This window comes from Pseudarthrobacter sp. MDT3-1 (genome assembly GCF_054510755.1).
Map to the genome: position 1 here is coordinate 1 of NZ_JBTNDX010000080.1, position 1,412 is coordinate 1,412.

A 1,412-nucleotide genomic window follows, 5' to 3' on the forward strand; every position below is an offset into this window, starting at 1 on the left:
ACCTCGACGTGCTTGACGCAACCCCTACGACGGCTTTCGTCTGACCTCATCTGACCACGACTTGTCGGCTCAAGAGCATGGCACGGGACACGGTGACCCGGGAGTTGGCGCACGAGCCGCTGGGCTGTCGTCCCAAGGTCCTCGAGGTTACGATCCGCCGCACCGGTGCATCGACTGCGGGCGCGTGTGGCGACACACCAGGCGTGGTGTCCAGTACGTCACCGTCGTCATCGACCTCACCCGATCCGTGAGGGAACCGGCCCCGCGCGCCCGCTCGACATGGTAGACGGCCGCTCCAAACAGGCGTTCAAGGACTGGCTGGCCGAGCGACCCACGGCTTGGCGCGAAACCGTGGAGGTGGTCGCGATGGACGGGTTCACCGGATTCAAGACTGCCGCCGCCGACGAGCTCCCCGAGGCGGTCGTGGTCATGGATCCCTTCCACGTGGCGCGCCTGGCCGGCAAGGCGCTCGATGAGTGCCGGCGTCGGGGCCAGCAGGCCATCCGTGGCCACCGCGGCCGTACCGGTCTGTAGAGGGCACGTCAAACGAATAGGCAACTCTGCCCGGAAGCATCGATTCCCGTGCCCACCATAAGGTGGCTGCATGACGGATGCAGAGGTCGCGACCGCGTACTCAAAGAGAGCTGCCGAGTACACTGCAAGATTTGGGTCGGTCGAGTCAGCTCATCCAGCTGACCGGAAGCTCGTAGCTGACTGGGTCGCACCTCTGGTGGGGCCAGTGCTGGATGTGGGATGCGGGCCCGGCCATTGGACCAAGTTCCTCGCGGACCAAGCCTCGGCGGTCGAAGGAATCGATTTGGTGCCGGCTTTCATCAAGCAAGCAGAAGCATCCTTTCCCGGCATCCCATTCCGTGTCGCCTCCCTCACGAGTCTCGTCTGTTTGAAGGAGACGAAATCGCGAGATTTCCACATGCGGTGACGCCTGCGTACTCCTGGCCCGTGGGAGACCTCAGCAGGATCCTTAGTGCAGCCGGCTTCGAAACCATGTCCCATCAGCGACGAACTGATCCTGGTCATCGGCCGCACGCCGCTAGCAGTGCACGCCTGAGCCATTAATAAGAGACAGCAACCGGAGGAATGCGGGCAGGCGAAAGGTAAGCCGAAACTACAACAAGGCTTGGGCTGACCTGTAACCGGAAAAGGCGCCGGCCTGGGTCGAATCGGCCGTGGGCCAATCCTCGCGTGATGTGATCCAGTCAACAGAAACCCGTTCTGGCCGAATACTGCACCGGGACTCCGGTGAGCCCCTCAGATTCCCCGCCACGACGCGGATCCTGGGGGCATAGGGCCTGTTGTGGGGGTGGATTTGCGGTGGGGGTTGGGTGGGTGTATTGTTTTCTAAGTCGCCGCGAGGGGAACAGCGAAGAGCTGGTTACCGCGGGCGGCCAAAC

1 protein-coding gene and 1 pseudogene are annotated in these 1,412 nt (G+C 63.2%); both read left to right on the top strand.

Annotation, left to right across the window (positions count from 1 at the left end; translation table 11 throughout):
• Positions 1 to 62: 62 nt before the first annotated feature.
• Positions 63 to 528 (top strand): annotated as a pseudogene (locus ACX80X_RS21195) (ISL3 family transposase); the annotation flags it as partial.
• A 76-nt stretch (positions 529 to 604) separates the two neighbouring features.
• Positions 605 to 940: a class I SAM-dependent methyltransferase gene (locus tag ACX80X_RS21200; RefSeq protein WP_459313323.1), complete on the top strand. Its 336-nt coding sequence runs from the start codon at positions 605 to 607 to the stop codon at positions 938 to 940.
• Positions 941 to 1,412 lie beyond the last annotated feature (472 nt).